Source organism: uncultured Aquincola sp. (assembly GCF_964001545.1).
In the GTDB taxonomy this organism is placed as follows: Bacteria; Pseudomonadota; Gammaproteobacteria; order Burkholderiales; family Burkholderiaceae_C; genus Aquincola.
Window position 1 is genome coordinate 1 of sequence record NZ_CAXFDV010000870.1, and the last position, 2,476, is coordinate 2,476.

4 protein-coding genes are annotated in these 2,476 nt (G+C 67.4%); 1 reads left to right on the forward strand and 3 read right to left on the reverse strand.

All coding sequences use genetic code 11. The features are described from left to right. Nucleotides 1-425: FAD-dependent oxidoreductase (locus ABNT58_RS29905; RefSeq protein WP_348756986.1), on the reverse strand; the 425-nt coding region annotated here is incomplete at its 3' end. An 83-nt stretch (nt 426-508) separates the two neighbouring features. Continuing rightward, entirely contained in the window at nt 509-757 is a 249-nt protein-coding gene (locus ABNT58_RS29910; protein WP_348756987.1) for a DUF2061 domain-containing protein, read from the reverse strand. Nucleotides 758-936: 179 nt separating this feature from the next. Between ABNT58_RS29910 and ABNT58_RS29915 the strand changes: the two genes are divergently transcribed. Continuing rightward, complete coding sequence (locus ABNT58_RS29915; protein ID WP_348756989.1) at nt 937-1,158, forward strand: YkgJ family cysteine cluster protein; 222 nt, start codon at nt 937-939, stop codon at nt 1,156-1,158. 4 nt (nt 1,159-1,162) lie between these two features. On the opposite strand, the gene ABNT58_RS29920 is transcribed toward ABNT58_RS29915, so the two are convergent. After that, nucleotides 1,163-2,476 (reverse strand): peptidase domain-containing ABC transporter (locus tag ABNT58_RS29920; RefSeq protein ID WP_348756988.1); only part of this gene is annotated, 1,314 nt, incomplete at its 5' end.

Sequence of the window (2,476 nt, forward strand, 5' to 3'; positions counted from 1 at the left end):
ATCTGGGTGACGGCGCCCACCACGCGGTCACCTTCCACCATCAGGTCGTCCACCGCCTGCTGGAACAGCCACAGCTTGGGCTGGTTCTCCAGCCGGTGGCGAATCGCGGCCTTGTACAGCACCCGGTCGGCCTGGGCGCGGGTGGCCCGCACCGCAGGGCCCTTGCTGGAATTGAGGATGCGGAACTGGATGCCCGATTCGTCGGTGGCCAGCGCCATCGCACCGCCCAGGGCGTCCACCTCCTTCACCAGGTGCCCCTTGCCGATGCCGCCGATCGAGGGGTTGCAGCTCATCTGCCCCAGGGTCTCGATGTTGTGGGTGAGCAGCAGCGTGGCGCAGCCCATGCGCGCAGCAGCCAGCGCAGCCTCGGTGCCGGCATGGCCGCCGCCGACCACGATGACGTCAAATTCTTGGGGATGAAGCACAGGACTCAAGCCGGCACCAGCCAGCTTGCCTTCGGGAATGGGGATGCCTCAATTTTAGGCGACCGGCATTCACCCGGCGGCGCTCACGCCACTTCAGCCGCGCGGCCTTTGTTCCACGTGAAACACTGGCGCAAGGCCCCGAGGCGGCGTTGCACCCAGGCCTCTGCCCGCTCGTCGTTCCAGTGCTTGTCGAAGAAGTAATGGGCCACCATGTTCACGGCCGGCTCGATCAGCGTGACCGCACTGGCGGCCAGCAGGTTGCCAGTGAGTGCAAAAGTGACGCTGAAGGCGATGCCCAGGTGCACCACGCCAAATGCGGCTGTCTTGACCATGTGAACCCCCAAATGCGAATGAATCTCGATTGAGAGTTTGCCGGTGAAGGCGCCGTCTTGTCATCAATCCCACGCATCGCAGCGATAGTCGGGCAGCCAGAGACAATCAGTGGGTGAGCGCCACCGCACCATCGCCCCACAACACCCTGGCCTGCCGTCCCGGTTGCGCTGCCTGCTGCATCGCCCCGTCGATCAGCAGCGCCATTCCGGGCATGCCCCAAGGCAAGCCGGCGGGCGTGCCCTGCGTGCAATTGCTGCCCGACCTGCGCTGCGCCATCTTCGGCTCGCCCCAGCGGCCAGCCGTGTGTGGCTCGCTGCAACCGTCGGTGGAGATGTGCGGCAAGGACCGCAGCCACGCCATCCAGTGGCTCAGCGCCCTGGAAGCGGCCACGGCCGGCTGAAACACTATCCCCGCCCTGCCCCCACCGTGCGCAGGTCCTGCGCCACCCGCCCCTGCTCCAGCACCACCACGCGGCTGGCGGCGGCGATGGTCTCCGGGCGGTGCGCCACGATCACGCGGGTGAGCGACAACTGGCGGATGCTCTGGTTCACCGCCCGCTCACGGTCCACGTCCAGCGCGCTGGTGGCCTCGTCGAGCAGCAGCACCTGCGGGCGCTTGTACAGCGCACGCGCCAGCAGCAGCCGCTGCTTCTGCCCGCCCGAGATCGCGGCGCCCATGTCACCTATCAAGGTGTGGTAACCCATAGGCATTGCCTCAATCTCGTCGTGCACCGAGGCCATGCGGGCACATTCTTCGATCCACGCCGCATCGGGCGCCGCGTCGAAGAAGCAGATGTTCTCGCCGATGGAGCCGGCGAACAGCACGTCGTCCTGCATCACCGTGCCGATCATCGAGCGCCAGCGCGCCAGACCCAGCTGCGCCAGCGACAGCCCGCCCACGCTCACCTGCCCCACCTGCGGCGCATGGATGCCCAGCATCAGCTTGAGCAGCGTCGTCTTGCCGCAGCCGGAGGGCCCGACGATGGCCACCGACTCGCCGGGTTCGATGACCAGGCTCACGCCGCGCAGCACCTCGGGCTCGGCATCGGAGTAACGAAAGCTCAGGTCACGCAGCTCGATGCGCGCCGCCTCGGGCAGCGCGCGCTCGGCCGGCAACTCGGGCTCGGGCGCAGCCAGCACGATGTCGGCCAGCCGCTCGCCTTGCAGCCGCAGCATCTTCAGCTCCACCGCCTTGTCGATCAGCGCGCTGAAGCGGGTGGCGAACTGCTCCTTGAACGCGATGAACGCGAACAGCATGCCCACGGTGAAGTGCTCGTCCATCACCAGCAGCGCGCCCACCCACACCACGGCCACCCGCTCCAGCCCGAACACCAGCTTGTGCAGCACGCCGAACAGCAGGTCGATGCGGCGGGTGGCGATGTCGGCGTTCATCGCGTCCACCACCAGGTTCATGAAGCGACCCTGCCGGTCGGCCTGGCGGTTGAACAGCTTGATGGCCTGCACACCGCGCAGCGATTCCAGGAAGTGGCTGGCCTTGCGCGACTCATGCACCAGCGATTCTTCGGTGGCCTCGCGCAGCGGCCGGAAGAAGGCCCAGCGCAGCAACGCGTACACGGCGACCGCGGACAGCACGATCGCGGTGAGCCGGCCGCTGTAGGCCGCCATCATCGCCAGCGTGGCCAGCACCATCACGCCGTCGAGCACCGCTTCCACGAAGCTGGTGGTCAGCGTCTTCTGGATCTGCTGCACCGCCGAGAA

Bases quoted from the DNA above. Each gene is read 5' to 3' on its own strand.
- ABNT58_RS29910 (WP_348756987.1), bottom strand. From the start codon at position 757: ATGGTCAAGACAGCCGCATTTGGCGTGGTGCACCTGGGCATCGCCTTC.